General features: G+C 31.5%; 24 protein-coding genes and 1 tRNA gene. 13 read left to right on the forward strand and 12 right to left on the reverse strand.

The features are described 5' to 3' along the window. Positions 1-432 precede the first annotated feature (432 nt). Together NH341_RS10895 and aroC are read right to left on the reverse strand one after the other, a co-directional pair. Entirely contained in the window at positions 433-1,497 is a 1,065-nt protein-coding gene (locus tag NH341_RS10895) for a PA0069 family radical SAM protein (protein ID WP_253056860.1), read from the reverse strand. Between the two features lie 211 nt (positions 1,498-1,708). Next, a complete protein-coding gene (aroC, locus tag NH341_RS10900; RefSeq protein WP_047790439.1) occupies positions 1,709-2,770 on the reverse strand; it encodes a chorismate synthase in 1,062 nt (353 codons plus the stop codon). A 295-nt stretch (positions 2,771-3,065) separates the two neighbouring features. Between aroC and NH341_RS10905 the strand changes: the two genes are divergently transcribed. After that, a tRNA-Ser gene (locus NH341_RS10905) sits at positions 3,066-3,150 on the forward strand. A 115-nt stretch (positions 3,151-3,265) separates the two neighbouring features. Here the strand turns inward: NH341_RS10905 and NH341_RS10910 are convergent. The 5 genes from NH341_RS10910 to NH341_RS10930 form a co-directional block, all read right to left on the reverse strand. Next, entirely contained in the window at positions 3,266-3,838 is a 573-nt protein-coding gene (locus NH341_RS10910) for a phosphatase PAP2 family protein (RefSeq protein ID WP_239180769.1), read from the reverse strand. 2 nt (positions 3,839-3,840) lie between these two features. Continuing rightward, positions 3,841-4,890 (reverse strand): peptidylprolyl isomerase, encoded by a 1,050-nt coding sequence (locus tag NH341_RS10915; RefSeq protein WP_253056862.1) that lies wholly within the window; start codon positions 4,888-4,890, stop codon positions 3,841-3,843. 88 nt (positions 4,891-4,978) lie between these two features. Then, a complete protein-coding gene (locus NH341_RS10920; RefSeq protein ID WP_253056864.1) occupies positions 4,979-5,704 on the reverse strand; it encodes an FKBP-type peptidyl-prolyl cis-trans isomerase in 726 nt (241 codons plus the stop codon). Next, on the reverse strand, positions 5,701-6,240 hold the full coding sequence (gldI, locus tag NH341_RS10925; RefSeq protein ID WP_047790442.1) for a gliding motility-associated peptidyl-prolyl isomerase GldI: 540 nt from the start codon (positions 6,238-6,240) through the stop codon (positions 5,701-5,703). The genes NH341_RS10920 and gldI overlap by 4 nt, the downstream gene beginning before the upstream one ends. Further along, complete coding sequence (locus NH341_RS10930; RefSeq protein WP_047790443.1) at positions 6,230-7,258, reverse strand: bifunctional oligoribonuclease/PAP phosphatase NrnA; 1,029 nt, start codon at positions 7,256-7,258, stop codon at positions 6,230-6,232. Before NH341_RS10930 ends, gldI begins: the two co-directional genes overlap by 11 nt. A gap of 81 nt (positions 7,259-7,339) precedes the next feature. On the opposite strand from NH341_RS10930, the gene NH341_RS10935 reads away from it, so the two are divergent. Together NH341_RS10935 and NH341_RS10940 are read left to right on the forward strand one after the other, a co-directional pair. After that, positions 7,340-8,347, forward strand: a complete 1,008-nt coding sequence (locus NH341_RS10935) for an alkaline phosphatase D family protein (protein WP_253056866.1) — start codon at positions 7,340-7,342, stop codon at positions 8,345-8,347. Positions 8,348-8,455: 108 nt separating this feature from the next. Then, on the forward strand, positions 8,456-8,875 hold the full coding sequence (locus NH341_RS10940) for a nucleoside-diphosphate kinase (RefSeq protein WP_028892988.1): 420 nt from the start codon (positions 8,456-8,458) through the stop codon (positions 8,873-8,875). Between the two features lie 137 nt (positions 8,876-9,012). On the opposite strand, the gene NH341_RS10945 is transcribed toward NH341_RS10940, so the two are convergent. The 3 genes from NH341_RS10945 to NH341_RS10955 all read right to left on the reverse strand — a co-directional run bounded on the left by NH341_RS10945 (position 9,013) and on the right by NH341_RS10955 (position 10,325). Then, on the reverse strand, positions 9,013-9,480 hold the full coding sequence (locus NH341_RS10945; RefSeq protein WP_253056868.1) for a hypothetical protein: 468 nt from the start codon (positions 9,478-9,480) through the stop codon (positions 9,013-9,015). A 51-nt stretch (positions 9,481-9,531) separates the two neighbouring features. Further along, positions 9,532-9,762 (reverse strand): hypothetical protein, encoded by a 231-nt coding sequence (locus NH341_RS10950; RefSeq protein WP_253056870.1) that lies wholly within the window; start codon positions 9,760-9,762, stop codon positions 9,532-9,534. Positions 9,763-9,848: 86 nt separating this feature from the next. Further along, positions 9,849-10,325, reverse strand: coding sequence for an Hsp20/alpha crystallin family protein (locus tag NH341_RS10955; RefSeq protein ID WP_253056872.1), 477 nt, complete (start codon positions 10,323-10,325; stop codon positions 9,849-9,851). A gap of 1,296 nt (positions 10,326-11,621) precedes the next feature. Between NH341_RS10955 and NH341_RS10965 the strand changes: the two genes are divergently transcribed. Together NH341_RS10965 and NH341_RS10970 are read left to right on the forward strand one after the other, a co-directional pair. Further along, positions 11,622-12,695: a hypothetical protein gene (locus tag NH341_RS10965; protein ID WP_253056874.1), complete on the forward strand. Its 1,074-nt coding sequence runs from the start codon at positions 11,622-11,624 to the stop codon at positions 12,693-12,695. A 131-nt stretch (positions 12,696-12,826) separates the two neighbouring features. Continuing rightward, positions 12,827-13,423, forward strand: a complete 597-nt coding sequence (locus NH341_RS10970; protein ID WP_253056876.1) for a hypothetical protein — start codon at positions 12,827-12,829, stop codon at positions 13,421-13,423. A gap of 536 nt (positions 13,424-13,959) precedes the next feature. Here the strand turns inward: NH341_RS10970 and NH341_RS10975 are convergent. Continuing rightward, positions 13,960-14,259 carry a DUF721 domain-containing protein gene (locus tag NH341_RS10975; RefSeq protein ID WP_047790448.1) on the reverse strand — a complete coding sequence of 100 codons (300 nt, stop codon included), beginning with the start codon at positions 14,257-14,259 and terminating at the stop codon, positions 13,960-13,962. A gap of 37 nt (positions 14,260-14,296) precedes the next feature. Continuing rightward, complete coding sequence (locus NH341_RS10980) at positions 14,297-15,376, reverse strand: DNA replication/repair protein RecF (protein ID WP_047790449.1); 1,080 nt, start codon at positions 15,374-15,376, stop codon at positions 14,297-14,299. 113 nt (positions 15,377-15,489) lie between these two features. Here NH341_RS10980 and NH341_RS10985 point away from each other — a divergent pair, with 113 nt between their 5' ends. From NH341_RS10985 to NH341_RS11020, 8 genes are all read left to right on the forward strand, one after another. Continuing rightward, entirely contained in the window at positions 15,490-16,272 is a 783-nt protein-coding gene (locus NH341_RS10985) for a tol-pal system YbgF family protein (protein ID WP_073184850.1), read from the forward strand. After that, positions 16,272-16,778, forward strand: coding sequence for a 6,7-dimethyl-8-ribityllumazine synthase (gene ribH, locus NH341_RS10990; protein ID WP_047790451.1), 507 nt, complete (start codon positions 16,272-16,274; stop codon positions 16,776-16,778). Before NH341_RS10985 ends, ribH begins: the two co-directional genes overlap by 1 nt. Positions 16,779-16,955: 177 nt before the next feature. Further along, the gene (locus tag NH341_RS10995) at positions 16,956-17,237 is read left to right on the forward strand and encodes a riboflavin synthase subunit beta (RefSeq protein WP_047790452.1); all 282 of its coding nucleotides are present in this window, start codon (positions 16,956-16,958) and stop codon (positions 17,235-17,237) included. Further along, on the forward strand, positions 17,238-19,091 hold the full coding sequence (mutL, locus tag NH341_RS11000; RefSeq protein WP_159616632.1) for a DNA mismatch repair endonuclease MutL: 1,854 nt from the start codon (positions 17,238-17,240) through the stop codon (positions 19,089-19,091). Positions 19,092-19,099: 8 nt separating this feature from the next. Continuing rightward, positions 19,100-19,825: a rhomboid family intramembrane serine protease gene (locus NH341_RS11005; protein ID WP_125068278.1), complete on the forward strand. Its 726-nt coding sequence runs from the start codon at positions 19,100-19,102 to the stop codon at positions 19,823-19,825. A gap of 41 nt (positions 19,826-19,866) precedes the next feature. Next, entirely contained in the window at positions 19,867-20,727 is an 861-nt protein-coding gene (locus NH341_RS11010; protein ID WP_159616630.1) for a rhomboid family intramembrane serine protease, read from the forward strand. Next, the gene (locus NH341_RS11015; protein ID WP_073184842.1) at positions 20,728-21,741 is read left to right on the forward strand and encodes an endonuclease/exonuclease/phosphatase family protein; all 1,014 of its coding nucleotides are present in this window, start codon (positions 20,728-20,730) and stop codon (positions 21,739-21,741) included. It begins immediately after the preceding gene. 55 nt (positions 21,742-21,796) lie between these two features. Then, complete coding sequence (locus NH341_RS11020; RefSeq protein ID WP_159616628.1) at positions 21,797-22,942, forward strand: geranylgeranyl reductase family protein; 1,146 nt, start codon at positions 21,797-21,799, stop codon at positions 22,940-22,942. Positions 22,943-23,147: the final 205 nt, after the last annotated feature.

Genomic DNA, 23,147 nt, shown 5'->3' on the forward strand with positions numbered 1-23,147 from the left:
CTTGCGTTTTTCCCTTAGCGGGTGCAAATATAGATACCTTTTCCCACTTAACAAGCACTTTTTAAACCTTTTTTTTAAAATATTTATTAATACGTTATTATATAATTAGTTACACCCTGAAGTTTTTCTAACCAATCAAAACAATACCTACTCTTTTACTCTAAACACCCGATTTAACTATTCCCTTTAATACTAATAGTGACTTAGATACTATATATATGGTAGCAAATCGCGTTAGGGATTAAAGCGGCATCCTTTTGTTTTTGATTTGCGATAGCACCTCAAGAACAAAAGATATAGCGGAAAGCCCAACATTTAGTGTTATTAAGCATAAGCGAAAATAACCTTTAAATGGAACGCCCACATTAATAAAGGTGTTTTTTAGAAATACGTTATATATAATGTAGGTAATTGCCTTTTATAAAATATTATTTAGAACAGTGTTGTTTGATTCGTTTGGTACTTATCAAATTTGGTATAATCTAGCGGATGGAGTGTTTTATCTTTTAAATACAGTTTTCTTGCCAGCTTAAATTGTGTATTTATTTGCTCTGCTATTTTTCCTTCTCCTCTCATTCTACCCCCATAACGTGAATCATTCAACGAGCCTTTATGCGTGTCTTCTATTTGATGCAGTATTTTGTTTGCTCTATCTGGGTAGGTTTTTCTTACCCAATTGGCAAAAATTTCCCCTATCGCTCCATTCAAACGTACTATTGTATATGCAACTGATGTTGCTCCTAACTCACTTACTTTTTTTACTAATGGTAATATTTCATGACTATTGATTGAAGGTATAATTGGCGCCATCATAACATTAACTGGAATATTATTTTCCGCTAGCGTCTTAACTGCTTCTAATCTTTTTTCGATTGTTGCTGTTCTTGGCTCTACTACTCTTCTTGTTTCTTCTAACAACGATGTGATTGATATATTCACTCTCACTAAATTCATAGCTGCCATTTCTTTTAAGATATCTAAATCACGAAGTATTAGTGCATTTTTTGTTATCATACTTGCTGGATGCTTTAACTTTAACAGCACTTGTAGCATTTTTCGTGTGATTTCAAGCTTCTTTTCTATTGGTTGGTAACAGTCTGTATTTCCTGAAAACATAATATTTTGGGGTTGCCAATTACGACTTCGCAGTTTTTTCTCTAATAGTTCTGGTGCATTTGTTTTATACAGTATTTTACGTTCAAAATCTAATCCTGCTGAATACCCCCAATATTCATGCGTGTTACGTGCATAGCAATATATACATCCATGCTCACAGCCTTGGTATGGGTTCATTGAATATGAAAATCCAATGTCTGGACTTTTTACTTTATTTAAAATTGTTTTGGGATAAATTTCTAAATAGGTTGTTTTATTGTTATCTGCTGATTCATTTTCAGCTTCGCAATAATTTAAAAAGTCATCTAACACCTCGTGTTGATGTTGTATAAATTTATTGTGCGTGTTGTGTTGTGCACCACGCCCTTTAATATAGTCCATAATCATATCTAAATAAAATATTATAAAATTGTCTTTAGAATGACTTTATCGAGAACAGGTTCGTATAAACTTCTCGATACAATTTCGATAGAGCACCGAAATCATCCGAAGTGACTTTGTAAAGTTACTTTAAAATAAAATGATTTATTTAACAATAGGTAAAATTGTTATAAACAAAAAACATCATTTTTTTAAAATGGTGTTTTTAATTTTAAATTCTTCTAGTTTTATTCATTAACCAAAAATCGGCAAGTACTAAAGCTGTTAATGCCTCTACAATAGGTACTGCTCTTGGTACTACACAAGGGTCATGTCTCCCTTTTCCGTGTATCTCAGTAGCCTCTCCTTTTGAGTTTGTTGTTGCTTGATTTTGCATTATTGTCGCTACGGGTTTGAATGCTACCCGAAAATAGATATCCATCCCGTTAGAAATCCCTCCTTGAATTCCTCCTGACAAGTTAGTTCGTGTTGTTCCGTCTGGATTAAAAATATCGTTATGCTCAGAACCTTGCATTTTTGCTCCACAGAAACCACTTCCAAACTCAAATCCTTTTACAGCGTTTATAGATAACATGGCTTTTCCTAACTCTGCATGTAATTTATGAAAAATAGGTTCTCCTAAACCTACAGGTACATTTTGTGCTACACATGTTATTGTTCCTCCAACAGTATCACCTGCTTTACGTATTTCATGAATTTTAGCAATCATCTTTTCTGCTGATACTTCATCAGGACAACGGACAATGTTACTTTCAATTTTAGAAAAGTCTAAATCTTGATATGGCTTTACCATAAAAACGTCTCCTACTGATGATGTAAATGCATTTATATTAATGTGATTGATTAATTGCTTTGCTAGCGCTCCTGCCACAACCCAATTGGCTGTTTCTCTTGCTGATGTTCGTCCACCACCTCTATGATCTCTAATTCCGTATTTTTTATCATACGTGTAATCGGCATGTGAAGGACGGTACACATCTGTATTATGGTTATAATCTTTACTTTTTTGATTTGTATTCTTTATTGCAAAACCTATTGAGGCTCCTGTAGTCACTCCATCAAAAATACCCGACAAAAACTCAACTGTATCTGGTTCTTTACGCTGTGTTACTATTTTAGATTGCCCTGGCTTACGACGATCTAATTCTTGCTGAATAGCATCAAAATTAACTTTTACTCCTGCAGGGAATCCATCAATCACACCTCCAATCGCTATTCCATGAGATTCACCAAATGTAGTTAACTTTAAAATATTTCCGAATGAATTAAACATACCTTACTATTTAATAAGACGAAGGTAGAATTTATTTACTAAAAACGATAATTTTCATTCTTATAATTATCGATTAATCCATTACCTCATCCTATTATGTATTCAGTTTATTTTTTTATTTAAATTTTTTAAAATTTTATTTCACACCAAACTTATTGATAGCAAAAGCATTACGCTTCACAACACTTTTAAAGCTTAAATTTTATTAAAAAAAGTATCAAAAAACTTTTTTAGAATTGAAAAAAGGTCATATATTTGCACCCGCAATCAGGAAATATATCTGATGAGGCACTCAGGAGAAATGGCAGAGTGGTCGAATGCGGCGGTCTTGAAAACCGTTGTCTGTAACAGGACCGGGGGTTCGAATCCCTCTTTCTCCGCAAGTCCGAAGCGAAAGCTTCGGATTTTTTTTTAGGGGATTAAAGAAAAAAAGCTTACAAATTTGTAAGCTTTTTTTATTAATTAGAAACAGTAACGTTTCTTATAATCTTAATACTATTCTTTCCCTAACCCAACTCTCTTCTCAAGAGCTAAGTATCCAAAATAAAATAATGTTCCTAAAATTATACCTGAAATATATCCTGTAGCGACGTCTACTGGAAAATGTACCCCTAGGTATATCCTACTATATCCGAAAATCAAAGGAAATAAAATCATTAAGTAAATTAACCTAATGTGCTTTCTCAACAATAGAATTATAAAAGTTGTTATTGTAGTAGATAACGAAGCGTGACCAGACCAGAAACTATATCCTCTTGGCTTATATGTAAAGTCTCTCAAATACTCTTTCAAGCCTTCAGTATTACATGGTCTAATTCTTTCTGTAGAATTTTTAATCAAGTTTGTAAATTGATCAGAAAAAGCAACAATAACCGCTATAAATAACACTGTAAATAATCCTTTTTTCCACCCAAACTGTTTAAACACTAAAAACAGCACAAAAGCAAACAAAGGCGTCCAAGTAAATTGATTGGTTATTGTTAACCAAAAACCATCCCATTGCTCACTTCCTAAATTGTTAAGATAAATTAAAAGTTCTTTATCTTTTTGTATAATATTTTCTATCAAAACTACTTTCCTACTTTTAATACTTCTATTTCAAAAATTAAATCTGACTTTGGTGGTATTGGCCCTACTCTACGATCACCGTAACCTAAATAAGAAGGTATAAACAATCGTACTTTATCTCCTTCTCTCATTGTTTTCACTCCTTCTTTCCAACCTGCTATTAATGGAAAGTTTTCGTCATCTACAGTAAAAACAAAAGCTTCTCCTTTATCTAAACTAGAGTCTATTTTTCTTCCATCTGCTAAATACAACGTATAATGTGCTGTTGTTGGCAATGCTGGATTTACTTTTTTTCCACTTCCTTTTTGTAATGACAAAATTTTTAAACCAGAATCAGTTGTAATTGCATCATTAATTCCTTGTTCTTCTTGATACTTTTGTTTTAACTCTTCTAGCTTTTTCTTTCTCTCTTCTTCTTTCTTTTCAACGTTTGCTAATTCATTTTCAAAAACTACTGGAGCATCAAACTTAGCCGCCTCTTCTCCTATTCTTAAAATTTCTATCTGTTTTATATAGTCATTTTTCTGAATGGTATCTACTACTAACTGACCTTGCAAAACACGACCAAAAACCGAATGTCCACCATCTAACCAAGGTGTTGCTTTGTGTGTAATAAAAAATTGACTGGAATTGGTAACTGGTCTTGAGTAATTTGCCATAGACAACACCCCTGGTCCGTCGTGCTTATACAACAGTTTTCCTTCTTCATCCATTGGGAATTCATCGGCAAATGTATAACCCGCATCACCAGCACCTGTTCCTGTTCTATCCCCTCCTTGTATCATAAAATCTTTAATAACCCTATGAAACTTCGTTCCATCATAAAACGGTGTTCCTTTTAACGAATCTATCATTTTAGGATGTGTTCCTTCACTCAAGGCTACAAAATTCGCTACTGTCATTGGAACTTTATCATAAAAAAACTTTACTAAGATATCTCCTCTGTTTGTTTGGATATCTGCATACAACCCGTTTTCTAAATTAGGGTATTTCGCTGATTTACATGATACAAACATTATCAATACAACAAATACAATTTTAAATAATTTCATTTATTTCGTTTTTATTTTCTCATATAAACAATTAATTAGGTTAACAACAAGTGCTAACCTAATTAATTATCAACTATTTAAGTTTTATTTATTTTATCTCTAATAACTCTACTTCAAAAACTAAAGCTGAAAAAGGCTTAATATGTTGTCCTCTTTGTTGCGCTCCATAGGCTAATTCTTGAGGAATAAAGAATTTATATTTTGCTCCTGGCTTCATTAACTGTAAACCTTCTGTCCATCCTTTAATTACTTGTCCTACTCCAAATTCAGTTGGTTCACCTCTTTCTACTGAGCTATCAAACACAGTTCCATCAATTAAAGTTCCATGATAATGAACTTTTACTCTAGAGTTTGCTGTTGGAACTTCGCCTTCTCCTTCTTTTAAAACTACATACTGTAAACCACTCTCTGTAGTTTTTACTCCTTCTTTAGCTTTATTTGTTGCTAAAAACTCTTCTCCTGCTTTTTTGTTATCTCCAAATTCAGCTTCTGCTTTTTTAGCTTGCTCTTCTTGCATTTGTTTCATTTTTTCTTGTTGCTTCTTTTGAAAAAATGTTCTTAAAATATTGTTTATATCTTTTGACTCTACTAATAGGTTTGTAGAATCCATACCATTTTTAAAACCTTGCACAAATAAATCCTGATCCATATCATCAAAATTCATTTTTATTTTATTAGCCATATCTAAGCCTAAAGCGTAGCTTACAGAATCTACTTCTGTTGCTAATGAACTTTTTTGTTTAAACTGACCGTTACTGCATGAAACAATTGATAAACCTACAACTGTAGCTGCTAAAATGTTGGTTAATTTCATTCTTCTATTTTTGATTTTATATCGATTAATGTTACTGTACTTTGTATTGGCTGATTTACAGCTATTTTATTTCCATCTCCAGTAACTCCAAAAGCTCTGTATGATGGAATGACAAATGTAATAGTTTCTCCTTTTTTCATCAACTTTATTCCATCTTGTAATGCAGGAATAAAATCTTCTTTATCTACTTTATAACTTCTCTCCTTTGTTTCATAAAGAACATCTCCATTCAGACTTACTATATTGTAAGACAACATAACTAAATCTTCAAACTTCGGAGAACTTGAGTTTAATGTATCTTTAGTAATATATGTATACCAAAAACCGTTAGGTGAAGTTTTATATTCTTTAAGAGTATCTTTAGCCACCCATTCTTCTAAACGTTTTTTTTCTAAAGCGTTTAGTTTCTTATTCTCTTTAAGAACTTCTTTATAAAAATTTGTTGTACCGTGTTGCTTTGGTCTTCTTGCTTGCGGCTCTTTACAAGACACTATAAGTATAGCTGTAAAAACAAAAAGTATTATTTTATGCTTCATACGATTTTTCTAACTCTTGTTGGTATGTAGGTAATAACGACTTAAATCTTGCTATCGTATTTTCCAAGCTATCATCACTTCTACCTCCAGCTGCATTATCATGTCCTCCTCCATTAAAATAATTACGTGCAAACTGGTTTACAGAGAATTTCCCTTTTGAACGAAAAGATATTTTCACAATTCCTTGTTCTTCATCTTCAATAAAAATGGCAGCAAATACAATTCCTTTCAAAGATAATGCATAGTTTACTACCCCTTCAGTATCTCCTTTTTCGTAATTAAATTTTCTCTTTTCTTCCTCAGTAAGTGTTATAAATGCTGTTTTATATTCTGGTAAAACTTTCATATTACTAAGTGCTTGCCCTAACAACAATAATCTATTGTAAGAGTTTGCATCGTGTACATTACTGTGAATCTTATCATTTTCAGCTCCTTTATCTATTAAATTTGCTATAATTCTATGAGTGGTACTTGTTGTAGATCTAAAACGGAAAGAACCTGTATCGGTCATAATACCAGTATATAAGCAAGTTGCTATATTTTTATCTATTAACTCTACATCTCCCATCATTTCAATAAAGTTGTATACCATTTGACAAGTTGAAGACATGGAAGTATCTGAATACATATACATGAAATCGTCTGGTTGTTGATGGTGATCTATTAAAGCAAAATCGTTTTCGTATTGCTCTAAAGTGTTTTGCATATCACTTCCTACTCTATGTAACGCATTAAAGTCTAGTAAGAAAACAATGTTAGACTTCGCTAAAGCTTTGACAGATTGGTTGTTTTGACGATCAAAACGCTTAACAGTTTTTGACCCAGGAACCCAATGCAAAAAATCAGGATATTCGTTTGGCATTAACACTTGTGCCGTATGTCCTTTTTTGTCTAAATAATGTTTTAAACCTAGTGTTGAACCAATTGCATCTCCATCTGGGTTTCTATGCCCAATTATTACAATATTCCTAGGTTTAGATAAGAACTCTTTTAATTCTGTAAAATGCTTTAAAATCATAAGTGGCGAAGATACAAATTAATGCTATATTAACCTTTTTATGTATTGCTTTTTGTTTCTTTGCTATAAAATTAAAACTTAATGAAATCTACTAAATTTATTACCCTATTAACCTTTTTGCTAAGTATCCCTTTTCTATCTTTTAGTCAAGATACATTTTCCATTGCTTTTGGATCTTGTAATAACCAAAAACTTAACAATCCTTTTTGGGAAAACATTCTATCACTTCAACCCGATGTATGGATTTGGGGTGGAGATAATATTTATGCAGATACTAATAACATGCGTAAAATGAAACGTATGTATAAAAGTCAAAAAAAGGTTAAAGGATATAAAGAACTAACTACCAAAGTTCCAATTCTTGCTACATGGGATGATCATGATTATGGTAAAAATGATGCAGGTGTAGAATTTGAAATGAAAGACGAAAGTCAACAATTATTTTTAGATTTTTTAGATGTCCCTAAAGATTCTCCTAGAAGAAAACAACGAGGCGTTTACCACTCTAAAACTTTCAACACAAAAGATGATAGTGTTAAAATTATTGTTTTAGATACTCGCTATTTTAGAACTTCACTTACTAGAGGTACTAACGGACAACGTTTTCAACCTAACGAATACAACGAAGGTACTGTTTTAGGCGATACACAATGGAAATGGCTTACAAATGAACTTACAAACTCTACTGCTACTTTTACTATAATTGTAAGCAGTATTCAAATCTTATCAAAAGAACATGGTTTTGAAAAATGGGGTAACTTTCCTCATGAAGTAGCTAATTTATTCAGTTTAATTAAAAAAGCTAAAAACACCAACGTAATTCTTCTTTCTGGAGATAGACATATTTCTGAGTTTTCTAAAACAACTATTGAAGGACTTGCTTATCCTCTTATAGATTTCACTTCAAGTGGGTTAACACATGCTTATTCTTCATTTTCTTCAGAAGAAAACAACTTCAGAATAGGAAATGTTGTAAATTCTTTAAGCTATGGAACGTTGCTTTTAGATTTAAAAACTAAAAAAGTAACCTTTCAAATGCGTGGTAAAAACAAATCTATCTTACAAGAAATCAACCAAGTATACCCTTAACTTGCTAATAACATTAAAAAGTGTATTTTTGCGCCGATTTATGCAAAGTTTGCATAATCAACAACAATTAAGAAATTTATCATATACTAATATTTATTACATTTAATAATGGCAACAAATAGAACTTTTACAATGATTAAACCAGATGCTGTTGAAAACGGACATACTGGTGCAATTTTAGAAAAAATTAATGCTGCAGGTTTCAGAATCGTAGCTATGAAAAAAACACAAATGACGAAGCGTGATGCTGAGACTTTTTACGGGGTACACAGCGAGCGTCCTTTCTTTGGTGAGTTAGTTGAGTTTATGACTCGCGGACCAATCATCGCTGCTATCTTAGAAAAAGACAACGCTGTTGAAGATTTTAGAACTTTAATTGGTGCTACAAACCCAGCTGAAGCTGCTGAAGGAACTATCCGTCAGTTATACGCTACTTCTATTGGAGAAAATGCAGTACACGGTTCTGATTCTGATGAAAACGCAGCTATCGAAGGTGCTTTCCACTTTTCTGGTAGAGAAATGTTTTAATCTTTAATTTAGATTACTGAATTTATAGATATTATAAAGGCTCGCTACAGTTTTGTAGCGAGTTTTTTTATAAATCTTTCTCTAATTATTTTCCCTTTACTAAATAAAATGCATCCTCTTAGCTAATTTAAATTAGCTTATTTAGGATTTATAAATTCAGACTGATATTTTTCTAAGAACTTCTTCTGCCTATCTTCCATTTGTTTCATTATTTTATCTATCTCCATAAATTCTCTACCAAAATTACTTTTAAAAAAATCATTACTAAAATAATGTTTACTAAAAAGAGAGTCTTCAGAAAAGACATCTTCAAATCCTTGCTTTTGAAATTCTGAAAAGTTTGTAAAAAATTTAGATTTAAATGATTTTAACAAACTATCTCTGTCTATAGAAGAAAGATTTGTTTCATTATTGTTAAGTGACCAGGTATAAATACTGTCATACCGTATCAAGTTTCCATTTTCATCAAACTCTTTATCAACTTTCCAACTTCCTTTAGGTTGTTTTTCTATACGCTCAACACTTTCTTTTTGTCTGTGTTTTTGACCATTGCAACTAATAGTTAACAAAGCCAAGACCATACATAACATATACTTTCTCATCATTTTTAATTTTTTGTTAAACAATTCGTAAACTCGATAAGGTTAATTAAACTTCTACACCTTATATAAACCTCCTGTTTCTGGTGACTTCACTAAATTGTTTTGATGAAATATTTTTGATTTTCGTTCACCATCTTTATACCAAACACACTCTAAATAAGTATCATTATTATTCACCCCTAATAAGGCATCCTTCTTTAGGATGTATTTGAGCACTTCCATCTTTGGAGTTTTATTACTACCTTTTAATTTCACCCAATCTCCTGATTTAAATTTTCTAGGCATACGATTGTATATTAAATTAATAGGAAAATATTTATAAAGAAGGCTGATAATTCAGCCTCCTTACCTCCTTTAAGGATAAAAAATCATTATGAAATTTTAATTGTTCTTGCTGGTTTTTGTTTTGCTTCATCTTTTTTAGGTAAAAAGATGTTTAAGATACCATCTTTGTAGCTAGCATTAATCTTATCATCATTCACGCTTTCTGGTAGCGTAAATGTTCTTTTAAACGAAGAATATCCAAACTCTCTACGAGTATAGTTTTCTTGTTTTTCCTCATTTGCTTCTTTTATTTCTGTGCTAATAGATAATATTTGATTATCAATATTTATATGAAAATCAGATTTGCTTAAACCAGGAACAGCCATTTCTACAATATAACTATCTGCTGTTTCTTTAATATTTACTTTAGGTAAAGTAATTCCTGTATTAAAGTTTGATGTAAATACAGCTGGAAGATCTCTATTAAACACATCATCTAGCCAACTAGACAAGTTAGGGAAGTTTACGTTTGAATTAGTGCTTGTTAAACTTCCGTTTTTAGGAACATTAATTAAATTGCTCATAATTACAAAATTTTAATTAAACATTATTTCAAATATGAAACCTTAAGTGATTTCAATCACCTATTTTGCAAATAATAAGCCAAAATAAAAAACGACACAACTTCTTTTTATTAACTTTTAATTTTCTTTAACATACGACTGTTATTTTTACAGTCACCTATTGTTTTTCATCAAAAACAGGTCATTTTGTCATATTAAAAACTCATCAATACACTCAAAAACAAACACTTAGATTGTTTTAAATTTAATTCACAATAACTTCGTTAGTATTGAGCATAAATCATTAAAACGGATTCGGGTTCTTAAAAAATTGTCATTAATTTAAAAAATAGTGTGAGAAAAATATTACTATAGTAGTATTAGGAAGAACTGAAGTAAAAACAAGTAAATTTTATTTTTTTTTAAACCAACCTGCTTTTGTAATTTTCATCATAAGGCAAACCACTTTTTACTATTCTAAAAGCTTATTTTAGTAACTTATTACACACTGCTATTAAAGCAGATTTTACTTTTACCCTAGCAATAATTCGATCATAAAGCTCTCTACACTCTTTATTGTACTTACATATTGATGAGGAAAGCTCAACGAAGCTCGCTGATGGTTTCGTTGCCTTGAGGAAAGACCAGCGTGACGCGCTGATGGTTTCGTTGTCTTGAGGATAGCTCAGCGTGACGCGCTGACGGTTTCGTTGCCTTGAGGAAAGCTCAGCGTGACGCGCTGATGGTTTCGTTGCCTTGAGGAAAGCTCAGCGTGACGCGCTGACGGTTTCGTTGTGTTGAGGAAAGACCAGCGTGACGCGCTGATGGTTTCGTTGTCTTGAGGATAGCTCAGCGTGACGCGCTGATGGTTTCGTTGTGTTGAGGAAAGACCAGCGTGACGCGCTGATGGTTTCGTTGCCTTGAGGAAAGACCAGCGTGACGCGCTGATGGTTTCGTTGTCTTGAGGATAGCTCAGCGTGACGCGCTAATGGTTTCGTTGGAAACTATTCAATAAAGTGTGTCAATAGCGATACATAGCACCGTTGCTACTCCCTAAAACATCTTTTATTCCCTAAATAATTGAGCTTATGGTATTCCATAAGATTTTGGACACATCTTGTAGTAAGTTTGTTGGAGTTGTATAACTAATTAACAAATAGTAATAACTCGTTAATAACTTTATTTTAAGTAACCTGTTGATTTTAATATATTTGAAACGTATAAAAATTGCTAAAAGTTCCGCTTATCCTACCGTTAAGAGAATATAAGAGTAATTTTATTACGTATATAAACTAGTTGCCACACATTTGAGAAAATATGTTCTTTAATAAGAAAATAAAAACCACCTTAACTGAATTTCTTACCGAAATAAAATCGGGTAATGAAAACATACTTGGAATTCTTGGATTAAAAGAAAGTAGTTTTAACAATGTCTCTTATGACCAAATTCTTGAAAATCCTGCCGATATAGCTTCAGGTGTTATTGGAGTTAAAACAAAGTTTAACACAAAAGCTTTTGACCTTTTTGACAACATTTTGTTAAAAGAAATAGACAATGGAGATTTAAAACATATTTTCTACACAACAACTCGTGATTTTAACAAGATTAATTCTATTGCAGAAACAATTTATTCTGTTTTGGAAACTGGATACTTTGATGCAGAAGTTCCCTCATCATTTAAAGACAAAGAAAAGTTAAGAAACTTCACTAAAGGAATCTTCGGACAAGATGAAGAGATAATGAATCTTTGGCTTATCGATAATATAACTGTTTTGCTACAATATAGAAGTCAACCAATGTTTGAGTTTTCTTTATTTGTTACAAAAAACAAGGAAAAAGACATTGACAGGAAATCGAGAATAAAAGGAAATATTACAGAATTACTAAAAACGGACATTGACTCAATATTTTTAGAGCAAGAAGACTCAAAAACAGAAAATATAGAAGATGACGGAACCATAAGTTTTGTGAGGTATTATTACGAACTAACCCCAACCGAATTAAATGTATTTGACCAATTAGAGATACAACAAGGAGGTAATGAAAAAGACCATACGTTTCATAAAGGAACAAATTTGACATTCACATCATCAAAGGACATTCCTCTGACTGATATGGTGGAAATAGCGGAAAAATTAATTAAAATGTATGGAGCTGATAATGGTGGGACAGAAGAACTTGAAATTCACGAGTTAGATTTATTAGAAGAACGTAAGAATTGGACTGGAAGAAGCTGGGGATTTAACGAAGTACACGGAATTTATGATGTTGATAATCCAAATGAACAATCGACCTATTCTGTTTGGTTAAGTTATGATGAATATGGTTTTGGGTTTACATTATCAATAATAGGTTACCACTATTTGAGAGAATATTTTGTAGCGGAATAAAAACGTGTGGCAACAACGTGTATAGCTCATTGCGGCTGAATTCCTAATCGGAATTCATTGCAATTTGCTATCTTTAGGTTACGGCGGAAAATCATAGCTGATTTCCCGCAACGAGCCATACACGAAGACCTATGTTTCCAAGTCTTATAGATTGGAAAAAATTAAAATCATCTGAGAGAAAACGAAAATGGAATAATCTTAGTATGAAGCAACGAATGACAATTTCAACTCTTGCTGGGTTTGGATATGAAGGGAGAGGAATTAACTTAGACAATATATCTCACTTTTCTAGATTAAGAGAAGCTTGTATGAGTAAATGGAAAGTAAACTTATACAGTGTGTTCTGGAGTGATTTAGGAAACGGAAAACGTTGGCTTTGTAATGTTTTTGTTGGTGATGCTATTTATTTATACGGTTTAAATAACTTTACTTCATCAAATAATCATTATTATGACCCAGAACAAATCTATATGGGTAAATCTTCTTTAAGAAAAAGAAAAAATTACAAAGATGTTCAAGTTGGAGATATTGTTGTTTTTGGAAAAGGACATGTAGAAATTATTACAAGTATTCAAAAATATTGGGTTGCTGATGATGGGTTTTGCTCTATCGGCGCAGGCAGAGGTAGGGGTAGATCTTATATGGGGAGTATAGAATGTGATGGGGCATTAACACTTTCAGGAAAAAGAGAACTAAATAATAGCAATCATACATACTTTTATATATAGAATGCGAAAATTTTATTTTTTATCTTGTTTGTCTAATTTTCTAATACTGCTTTTAGTTGGACAGTTTGTTTTTCCTTTAATCGAAGGAATAGTTAGTAATCACATAAAAAAATTTACCGAAATCAGTAGTTACGTAAATTATAGTTACTATTTCTATTTTTTTGTGTTTTGGTGGCTTGCACCACTTTCAATACTTTTAATAAAAAATTACTTAAAACATTTATTACTTTTTATTACAATAAATATATTATTAGCGGTCATAATTTTAATAAGCTCTTTTAAATATGGTTTTGAAATAATTTTATATGACCTACTGTTATTTATAGTGCCAAGTATGGTAATTTCTATTTCGGTTTATTATTCTCAAATGATAATTGGAAAAAAACTACTACCAACAAAGTATAAGCGTAATGCGGAGTAGAGTGCTAAATACGAAAAATAGACTATTATAACCTTAAGGTTAAACAAAAGTGAAGTGCTTCTAACCTCGCACTACGCTTATACAATCACGTTAGCTATAATACACACATTATACCCTACACCAACATCAATTTTTTAACAAGCTCCTCTCCTATTTCCTCATTAATCATACGTATTATCTTATCTTTACCGTAACTTAACTCTTCTCGTAGTACCGAGGAAGACAAACGAACAATTAAAGTGCCGTTTTGTAGTTTTACTTCACTGGTATACGAAGCCACTCCTGCACCCATCAATTTTTCCCAAGCTTCGTCAATATGAATTTTTTGAAATCCTTTTTTCAACTTATTATTCTCTTGAATAAAGCTTCCCATTAAATCTTTGATTGAAAAACTATCGTTTTCTCTTTTAGCCATTTGATTTGCTTTTTGCCTTGTTTTCTTGCAACTAAGATTATAATTTAAAAATCTGATATTCTTGATTACTCTTTTTTATCACTTCCTCTGTTCTATCAGCATGGGTATCTGTAATAAAAATTTGTCCAAATTCATCACTATTCACTAAATCGACGATTTGAGCAACACGGTTTTCATCTAACTTATCAAAAATATCATCCAATAACAAAATAGGAGTTACGTTAGATTGCTTTTTAATAAACTCAAACTGTGCCAACTTTAATGCTATTAAATACGATTTTTGTTGTCCTTGTGAACCAAACTTTTTAATAGGATGTTCCTCTATTTCAAAATTTAAATCATCTTTATGAATTCCTACCGATGTATACTGTAGCATTTTATCTTTCTCTAAATTTTGTTGCAACAAAACTTCTAAAGACACCTCGTGTAACTGACTTTTATAACGTAAATTTACTTCTTCATTTGCTCCAGAAATAATTTTATGCTTATCGTTAAAAATAGGCACAAACTCTTCTAAAAAAGCTTTTCTTTTGTTATAAATAACCGTTCCATACTCAATTAACTGCTCATCGTATACTTTTAAATTTAACGCATCAAATGTTCTATTGGCAGCAAAATACTTCAACAATGCATTTCGCTGACTCACCGTTTTAGTGTACGAAATTAACGTTTGTAAATACTTTTTATCTTGTTGAGAAATTACTCCGTCAATAAATTTACGACGAGTTTCGCTTCCTTCAACAATTAAATCCCTATCCGCAGGAGAAATAATCACCAACGGTAACTGCCCTATATGTTCAGAAAATTTTTCGTAGGCTTTTCCATTGCGTTTCAATACTTTTTTCTGACCTCTTTTTAAGGAACAGATAATTTTTTCTTGTCGATCGTTTAACAAATAATCTCCTTCAACCATAAAAAAATCTTGACCGTGTCGAATATTCTGTCCTGCAATCGAATTGAAGTAACTTTTAGCAAATGACAGGTAATAAATTGCGTCTAACACATTGGTTTTTCCAATACCGTTATTTCCTACAAAACAGTTAATTTTCTTTTGAAAATCAAAAGTTTGAGATTCAATATTCTTAAAGTTTACCAAAGAAAGTTTTTGTAAATACATGAATGAGCCCTGTTACTAAAAGAAAGCGCAAATTATCGAAAATTTACGAAAAAACGACTTTTAAAATCCAATTAAAAAAACTATTTTTGTCGCCACTAATTTTTTAAGCAATTATGGCTACATACAAGAAAAGAGGTTACAAACCTAAGAAAGAAAAGGTTACACAAGAAGTAGAAGAAACATTTGATGAATCTCAAAGTACTACTGCTGAAGTATTTAATACTTTAGATGATACGGCGAATAAATCAGAAGAATGGATTGAAAAAAATAGCAAGCCATTATTTTACGGATTGGTAGCTGTTGCAGCTTTAATTTTAGTGTACTTAGCTTATAACAAGTTTATTGCTGAGCCAACACAACAAGAAGCTTCAAACGAATTAGCATATCCTCGTACTTTCTTTGAAAAAGCAAATACCTCTGCTGGTGCTATTGCTGATTCATTATACACTTTAGGTTTAGAGGGTGGTGATGGAAAATATGGTTTTATTGATATTGCTGATCAATTTAGTGGCACAAAAGCAGGAAACTTAGCAAACTATTATGCAGGTATTTCTTACTTAAAAATAAAAAAATACGAAGAAGCTATAGAGTATTTAAGCAGCTTTAGTTCAGATGATGAGCTATTAGGGCCTACTGCTTTAGGAGCTATTGGTGATGCTTTTGCTGATATCAATCAGCCAGAAGATGCTTTAGACTATTATCAACAGGCAGCTAATAAAAAAGATAATCAATTTACTACGCCTTTATTTTTATTCAAAGCAGCTCAAATTGCAATGGATTTAAAAGAATACAGTAAAGCTGAAAAATTATACACAACCATTAAAGAAAAATACGCTGATTCTGATCAAGGAAGAGATATTGAAAAGTATATCAACAGTGCAAAATACGCTCAATAATGGCAACAACAAATTTATCTTATTACGATAAAGCAACAATCCCAAATGCGAAGTCTTTTCGATTTGGGATTGTTGTTTCAGAATGGAATCCTGAAATCACTAAAAACCTTCATAAAGGTGCTATTGAAACTTTATTAGATTGTGGAGCTACAGAGGAAAATATTGTTTCTTGGGATGTTCCTGGTAGTTTTGAATTAGTGTACGGATGTAAAAAAATGATCGAAACACAAAAATTAGATGCTATTATCGCCATTGGAAATGTTATCCAAGGTGAAACCAAGCATTTCGATTTTGTATGTGAAGGAGTTACTCAAGGAATTGTAGATTTAAACATTAAGTACGATGTTCCTGTAATTTTCTGTGTATTGACCGATAACACCAAACAACAATCTATTGATCGTTCAGGCGGTAAACTAGGTAACAAAGGAATTGAATGTGCAGTAGCTGCAGTTAAAATGGCAGCAATTAAAAATCAAGAACGTCCATCAAAATCATTAGGTTTTTAATTAATTCTGTTATAGTTAAATATTATTAAAAAGCGTTTAGATTTTGGAATCTAAACGCTTTTTAACTTTAATTTATACACATTTTTTGACCACCTCTCTATAATTCAGTAACTTTGGAATTCGTCTTATTTGGTGTGATTTTTGTTCCACTTAAGCTATTAAAGAAGCAACAATTTTATGGGATTTATCAAAAGAGAAAATAAAAAGTTCGATTACAAACCTCGTTATTATCAAGGAGAAGGAAATCCTTATAAGATAAAACAAAAGTTTGATGAATACAGAACTACTGTTGGAAAAAGAAAAAGTTTAAAGGGAAAGTTTAATGCTGCTTTTGACGAATTTAAAGAGTCTGGTTACAAACTGAATAAAACTATAGTTATTATAGCGTTAGTTTTAACGCTTATTTTCTTGTTTATTATCGACTTTGATCTTACAATCTTTTTCCCAAAAAATAACTAAATGTCAGATATTATACAGTTACTACCTGATCATGTTGCAAACCAAATTGCTGCTGGAGAAGTTGTGCAACGCCCTGCTTCTGTAGTAAAAGAATTGATTGAAAACTCTATTGATGCTGGTGCTACTTCTATCACCTTATTGTTAAAAGATGCTGGAAAAACTTTAATTCAAGTAATTGATGATGGTAAGGGAATGAGTGCTACGGATGCTCGTTTAAGTTTTGAACGTCATGCCACTTCAAAAATTAAAGATGCACAAGATTTATTCAACCTAAATACTAAAGGTTTTCGTGGAGAAGCTTTAGCTTCTATTGCTGCCATTGCGCATGTTGAATTAAAAACGAAACAAGAAGATGACGAGTTAGGAACGCAAATAAAAATTGAAGGTAGTGAGATAACTTCTCAAGAAGTGGTTTCAACTGCAAAAGGAACTAGTATTGCTGTTAAAAATTTATTTTTTAATATTCCTGCACGTCGTAACTTTTTAAAATCTGACACTGTTGAAACGCGTCATATTGTTGATGAATTTCAACGTGTAGCCTTAGCACATCCTACTATTTCTTTTTTATTACACCATAACAACAACGAGGTTTATCATTTAAAAAAGAGCAACTTACGCAAACGTATTGTAGCTATTTTTGGAACTAAAATGAACGAAAAATTAGTTCCTATTAATGAGCAAACAGATATTATAACTGTTAACGGGTTTGTTGCTAAACCTGAATTCGCAAAGAAAAAACGTGGTGAACAATTCTTTTTTGTGAATGACCGTTTTATAAAAAGCTCGTACTTAAATCATGCTGTAGTAAATGCTTTTGAAGGTTTATTAGAAAGTGGTTCCCATCCTTCTTATTTCTTGTATTTAGAGGTGCCTCCTAATACAATTGATATTAACATTCACCCAACAAAGACGGAAATTAAGTTTGATAACGAAAAAGCATTATACGCTATTTTACGTGCTACTGTAAAACATAGTTTGGGGCAATATAATGTAGCTCCTGTATTGGATTTTGACAGAGATGCTACTTTAGATACTCCTTACGATTATAGCAAAAAGAGTAACTCATCTGTTCCTCCAATAACTGTTGACCCTACATTTAATCCTTTTAAAACGGAAACTAATTACAAAGAGCCGTCTAATACAAATAGCTCACCTAAAAGTAGCACAACGCACAGTTATCAATCTAACTTTAAAAAAGATACTGGAAGTTGGGAAGCTTTATATACAAATACTGAAACCATTGAGCCTATTCAGCAAGAACAACTTTTTGAATCTGAGCAAGAAACTGAAACTGGAAAAACCTTCCAAATTCAAAAAAAATACTTGTTGAGTTCTATAAAATCAGGCGTGGTATTAATTCACCAATCTTTAGCACACCAACGTGTTTTGTATGAAGAATTTTTAGAGAACATTACTGTTAAAGAAGCAAGCAGTCAACAATTGCTGTTTCCTGTAAATATCTCTTTTTCTTCATCAGATATTGAAATGATATACAGTATAAAATCTGATTTAGAGAGTGCTGGTTTTATGTTTGACGAGTTCACCAAAGAAAGTGTAGTAATTGCCGGAATTCCTACTTCAATAAGTGAAAGTCAAATCACCCTTATTTTAGAACAGTTATTAGACGATATTAAACTCGAAGTACCTGATAGTAGTTTTAGTCACTTTGACGTGATGGCAAAATCATTTGCAAAATCACTAGCAATAAAAACAGGAACTTCTTTAAACCTAAAAGAGCAAGAAAACTTAGTAAACAACTTGTTCTCTTGCAAAGAACCTAACATTTCACCCTTTGGCAAACCTACGTTTAAAACATTAGCTTTAAATGAAATTGATGCCATTTTTAATAAATAAAAAGTAATATGCCTAGATTAACACAAGCCATAAAGCATTTAATAATCATTAACGTGATTCTATTTTTTGCTCCGCAGTTATTAAACATGGATTTAACTAATCTATTTGCTTTACATTATCCAAAAAATGAACATTTTGGAGTTTGGCAATATGTTACGCACATGTTTATGCATGGTGGAACTGCACATTTACTTTTTAACATGTATGGTTTATGGGCATTTGGTACCCCACTTGAACAAATGTGGGGACGAAATAAATTTTTATTCTTCTATTTTTCTGCTGGAATAGGAGCGGGTTTAATTTACACTTTGGCAAATTACTATCAATTCAATGGAATTTATGAGCAATTAATTGGTATGGGAGTTTCTCCTGCTGAAATTCAAAATATTTTAAGCTCAGGACAGTATAATGATAGTTTAATTACTTTGTCTAATAAAACTATGAGTGAATTTTATAGTTTATACCATACTCCTGCCGTTGGTGCCTCTGGTGCTATTTATGGAATTTTAGTCGCATTTGGGTTAACTTATCCTGACGCTAAACTAGCATTGATTTTCTTCCCTGTTCCAATTGCTGCCAAATACTTTATTCCTTTAATTATTTTAAGTGATTTATTCTTTGGTATGACTAGTTATTCAATTGGTAACATCGCGCATTTTGCGCATATTGGTGGAGCTATAATTGGTTTTATTATTGCTTGGTACTGGAAAAAAAATCAATTTAAATTTCGTTAAATTAGTAACTAAAATTTTTATTCTTACTGAAGTCATACATCATGAATGTACTTGAAAACTTAAAATATAGATTTAAACATGCTGGAATTGTTGAGCAATTAATTTACGTAAACTTAGCTGTTTTCTTACTTGTTTTTGTGACCAATACTTTTGGTTTTCTTTTTCAATCAAAAACAAACTTTTTAGTAGAATGGCTTGCGTTACCTGCCAACTTTGATGATTTTATACTAAAACCGTGGACCATTATAACATATGGTTTTTTACACACTAGTTTTTTGCATATTCTATTCAACCTAATTGCTTTATTTTATATCGGGCATTTATTTCAACAATATTTCACCCCTAAACAGTTACTTACCTTTTATTTACTAGGAACATTATTTGGAGGAATTGTTTTTGTTGCTAGTTATAATTTTTTTCCTGCCCTACAAAATGTTGCACATAATAGTGTTTTGTTAGGTGCTTCAGCTGGTATTTCTGCTATCTTTATTGGTATTGCCACCTATATACCTAGTTATGAATTAAAGTTTCCGTTAATTGGTTTTGTGAAACTATGGGTATTAGCTTGTATTTGGATTGCTATTGATATTATTCAAATTCCTGCTGGTAATGCTGGTGGACATTTAGCACATTTAGGTGGTGCCCTACTAGGTTTTTTCTATGTTCGTAGTGCTAGTAATAAGGAGTTGGATATTTTTAAATCGATAAACAAACTTTTTTCTAAAAAAGAAAGAAAGCTCAAAACAGTTTATAAATCTGGTAATAAAACACCAAAACCAAACGTTGATAAAACAAGAAACCAAGAAGAAGTAGATGCTATTTTAGATAAAATTAGTAAATCTGGATACGATACTTTAAGTAAAAGTGAAAAAGAGTTTTTATTTAAACAAGGAAAAAATTAGATGAAAAAATTTTCGATAGCTCATAAATTTATATTCTTTATCAATTCAGTTTTTGCGGCTGTTTTATTGCTATCATATGCACTTCCGTACGTATCTCCACAAACAATTCCTTTCCTTTCTGTTTTTGGATTGTTTGTTCCGTTTTTAGTTATCGTAAACATTGCTTTTTTTGTGTATTGGCTTATTAAAATGCATAAGAATGCTTTTTTATCATTACTTGTTTTAGCCATAGGATGGTTTGTTTCTACTCCCTTAGTTAAATTTTCTAATAAGGAAGTAATTTTAAATGATGATTTAAAAATAATGAGTTACAATGTCCATTTGTTTAATCATTATAAACATGAAGAAGATGTTACTACTGAACAAAAGATTTATGAGTTCATCAATAATGAAAATCCAGACGTTATTGCTGTACAGGAATTTTACAATTCTAAAATGTTAGATATTAAACTTCCTTATAAATACATCAAAACGAAAACGAAAACGAATAAATTTGGATTAGCTATTTATTCCAAACACCCAATTATAAACTCTGGTTCTCTTGATTTTAAACAAAGTGCTAACAACACCATTTTTGCCGATATTCTTGTAAAAGATGACACCGTTCGTGTTTATAATGTGCATTTAGAATCATTAAAACTAAATCCGAAAAAAGAAAATTTTGGAGAAAAAAGTTCTGAGCGTTTATTTAAACGTTTAGAAAATGGTTTTGTAAAACAAGTAAGTCAGGTTGAATTAATTCAACAGCATGAGTATTCATGGAAAGGTAAAAAAATTGTTTGTGGCGACTTTAATAACACCGCTTATTCTTGGGCTTATAAACAATTGGCTTCTGATAAAAAAGATGCTTTTATTGAATGTGGAATTGGTTTAGGCAAGTCTTTTAGGTACATTTATCCTATGCGAATCGATTTTATTTTAACAGATAAAAAAGCTACTGTGAATCAATTTAAAACCTACGGAGACATAAAACTATCTGACCACTACCCTGTTATGACTCGTTTACATTGGTAAATTAATTTTTAATTCGGTATAAAAGTGTATTTTTAACCGAACTAAAAATAATACTATGAAACAGCATTACCATGTTGCTATTATTGGCAGCGGACCATCAGGAGCTTCAACAGCTTTTTACTTAGCTCAAAAAGGAATTTCAACAGTTATTATTGAAAAAGAAACTTTACCACGCTATAAAACATGCGGTGGAGGTTTTGTTTTTAGAGGTCGCAAAAACTTACCTTTTGATATTAAAGAGGTCGTTGAAAAAGAGTTTCATACTGTTGATATTTATTTGGGAGAGAAACTTCACTTTAAAACGCATAGAGAAGAACCAACTATTTCTATGATTATGCGTGATTCTTTTGACAATCTTATCACGCAAAAAGCAAAGGAGTTTGGTGCTACTTTACTAGAAAACCATAAGCTAAAAGGACTAACTTTTTCTAATGATATTATTACTCTTGAAACTTCTCAAGGTAATTTTACTGCTAATTTTGTTATCGCTGCCGATGGTGCTTTGAGTCCTACAGCTAAAATGGCTGGGTGGAAAGAAGATACTCGTAAATTAATTCCTGCTTTAGAATATGAAGTAGAAGTTTCTGACGAAGACTTTAAACGTTTATCAAAAGAAGTTCGTTTTGATATTGATGCTATTCCTTACGGTTATGCTTGGAACTTCCCAAAGAAAAAGCATTTATCTATTGGGGTTGCCTCTGCTAGAAGAACTAAAATTAACTTGAAAGAATATTATCAAGAATACTTAAAAACATTAGGAATTACAAATATTGTTAGCGAATCACAACATGGTTTTCAAATTCCTGTTGCTCCTCGTACAGATGGTTTTGTTAAAAATAATGTGTTTTTAATTGGTGACGCTGCTGGTTTTGCTGATCCTATTACTGCTGAAGGAATTTCTAATGCTATTTACAGTGGTAAATTGGCTGCTGAAGCTATTATTGAGAGTGAAAAAGAGCCTGAATTAGCTACTAAATTATATTTAGAAAAAATATCAGAAAGCCTACTTCCTGAAATAAAAACTGGTTTATGGCTTTCAAAATGGTTTTACGAGCAAAAGAATATCCGAAATATTGTATTAAAAAAATATGGTCAGCAGTTTAGTGAAGCGATGGCCGATGTTTTTCACGGGGATAGAAGTTATCCTAAAGATATTAAAAAAACAATTACGAATCGAATTAAAGATTTAGTTTCATATTAACAAAGAGATTGCTTATAGCTACTATCATTTTTGATTAGCAATACAGTTTTAAAATTTAAATACTATTATTTACACTTCTTATTTGTAAAGAAGAATATCTAATTTTGTGTTTAATTAGAACAGTATTATGAATCTAGATAGTTACTTAATTCCTATAATTTATTTACTCGGCCTTATTCAAGGAATTATATTTAGTATACTTTTA

Source organism: Tenacibaculum sp. XPcli2-G, from assembly GCF_024124505.1.
Classification (GTDB): domain Bacteria; phylum Bacteroidota; class Bacteroidia; order Flavobacteriales; family Flavobacteriaceae; genus Polaribacter; species Polaribacter mesophilus.

Excerpts from the sequence above, each read along its gene's own strand:
- NH341_RS10980 (WP_047790449.1), bottom strand. The coding sequence starts at position 15,376 with ATGTATTTACAAAAACTTTCTTTGGTAAACTTTAAGAATATTGAATCT.
- NH341_RS10945 (WP_253056868.1), bottom strand. The coding sequence starts at position 9,480 with ATGATGAGAAAGTATATGTTATGTATGGTCTTGGCTTTGTTAACTATT.
- ribH (WP_047790451.1), top strand. The coding sequence starts at position 16,272 with ATGGCAACAACAAATTTATCTTATTACGATAAAGCAACAATCCCAAAT.
- NH341_RS10940 (WP_028892988.1), top strand. The coding sequence starts at position 8,456 with ATGGCAACAAATAGAACTTTTACAATGATTAAACCAGATGCTGTTGAA.
- NH341_RS11010 (WP_159616630.1), top strand. The coding sequence starts at position 19,867 with ATGAATGTACTTGAAAACTTAAAATATAGATTTAAACATGCTGGAATT.
- NH341_RS10970 (WP_253056876.1), top strand. The coding sequence starts at position 12,827 with ATGTTTCCAAGTCTTATAGATTGGAAAAAATTAAAATCATCTGAGAGA.
- NH341_RS11005 (WP_125068278.1), top strand. The coding sequence starts at position 19,100 with ATGCCTAGATTAACACAAGCCATAAAGCATTTAATAATCATTAACGTG.
- aroC (WP_047790439.1), bottom strand. The coding sequence starts at position 2,770 with ATGTTTAATTCATTCGGAAATATTTTAAAGTTAACTACATTTGGTGAA.
- NH341_RS10935 (WP_253056866.1), top strand. The coding sequence starts at position 7,340 with ATGAAATCTACTAAATTTATTACCCTATTAACCTTTTTGCTAAGTATC.
- NH341_RS10955 (WP_253056872.1), bottom strand. The coding sequence starts at position 10,325 with ATGAGCAATTTAATTAATGTTCCTAAAAACGGAAGTTTAACAAGCACT.
- NH341_RS10985 (WP_073184850.1), top strand. The coding sequence starts at position 15,490 with ATGGCTACATACAAGAAAAGAGGTTACAAACCTAAGAAAGAAAAGGTT.
- mutL (WP_159616632.1), top strand. The coding sequence starts at position 17,238 with ATGTCAGATATTATACAGTTACTACCTGATCATGTTGCAAACCAAATT.
- NH341_RS10915 (WP_253056862.1), bottom strand. The coding sequence starts at position 4,890 with ATGAAATTATTTAAAATTGTATTTGTTGTATTGATAATGTTTGTATCA.
- NH341_RS10895 (WP_253056860.1), bottom strand. The coding sequence starts at position 1,497 with ATGGACTATATTAAAGGGCGTGGTGCACAACACAACACGCACAATAAA.
- NH341_RS10920 (WP_253056864.1), bottom strand. The coding sequence starts at position 5,704 with ATGAAATTAACCAACATTTTAGCAGCTACAGTTGTAGGTTTATCAATT.
- NH341_RS10995 (WP_047790452.1), top strand. The coding sequence starts at position 16,956 with ATGGGATTTATCAAAAGAGAAAATAAAAAGTTCGATTACAAACCTCGT.
- NH341_RS10965 (WP_253056874.1), top strand. The coding sequence starts at position 11,622 with ATGTTCTTTAATAAGAAAATAAAAACCACCTTAACTGAATTTCTTACC.
- NH341_RS11020 (WP_159616628.1), top strand. The coding sequence starts at position 21,797 with ATGAAACAGCATTACCATGTTGCTATTATTGGCAGCGGACCATCAGGA.
- gldI (WP_047790442.1), bottom strand. The coding sequence starts at position 6,240 with ATGAAGCATAAAATAATACTTTTTGTTTTTACAGCTATACTTATAGTG.
- NH341_RS10930 (WP_047790443.1), bottom strand. The coding sequence starts at position 7,258 with ATGATTTTAAAGCATTTTACAGAATTAAAAGAGTTCTTATCTAAACCT.
- NH341_RS11015 (WP_073184842.1), top strand. The coding sequence starts at position 20,728 with ATGAAAAAATTTTCGATAGCTCATAAATTTATATTCTTTATCAATTCA.
- NH341_RS10950 (WP_253056870.1), bottom strand. The coding sequence starts at position 9,762 with ATGCCTAGAAAATTTAAATCAGGAGATTGGGTGAAATTAAAAGGTAGT.
- NH341_RS10975 (WP_047790448.1), bottom strand. The coding sequence starts at position 14,259 with ATGGCTAAAAGAGAAAACGATAGTTTTTCAATCAAAGATTTAATGGGA.